The sequence below is a fragment of the Bacillus sp. 205(2023) genome (genome assembly GCF_037027485.1).
Taxonomy (GTDB): Bacteria; Bacillota; Bacilli; order Bacillales; family Bacillaceae; genus Bacillus; species Bacillus halotolerans.
This window is the reverse complement of the sequence record NZ_JAXCHF010000039.1, coordinates 1-311: the sequence shown is the minus strand read 5'-3', so window position 1 is coordinate 311 and position 311 is coordinate 1. Positions and strand designations below refer to the sequence as shown.

The 311-nt window shown below is 41.8% G+C and carries 1 pseudogene; it reads left to right on the top strand.

The features are described 5' to 3' along the window. A pseudogene (locus WA325_RS21300) lies at positions 1-311 on the top strand (IS5/IS1182 family transposase); the annotation flags it as partial.

Here is a 311-nt window from a genome sequence, read left to right as displayed (position 1 = left end):
TTTAGATCACCGCACAACAGATATGAAATACAACATTATCACAGATACCTATGTCACACCTGGAAATGTCCATGATTCTGTGCCCTATCTTGACCGATTGGATCACCAAATCGCACGATTTGGGTTTCAAGTAGAAGCCGTCGCCCTTGATTCCGGATATTTAACGACTCCGATCTGTAAAGGATTATCTGACCGACAAATCTTTGGTGTCATCGCACATAGACTTTATCACCCTATCCGAGGCTTGTTTCCAAAATGGAAATTTCATTACGACAGTGAACAAGACAGATATATTTGCCCGAACCAGCAAA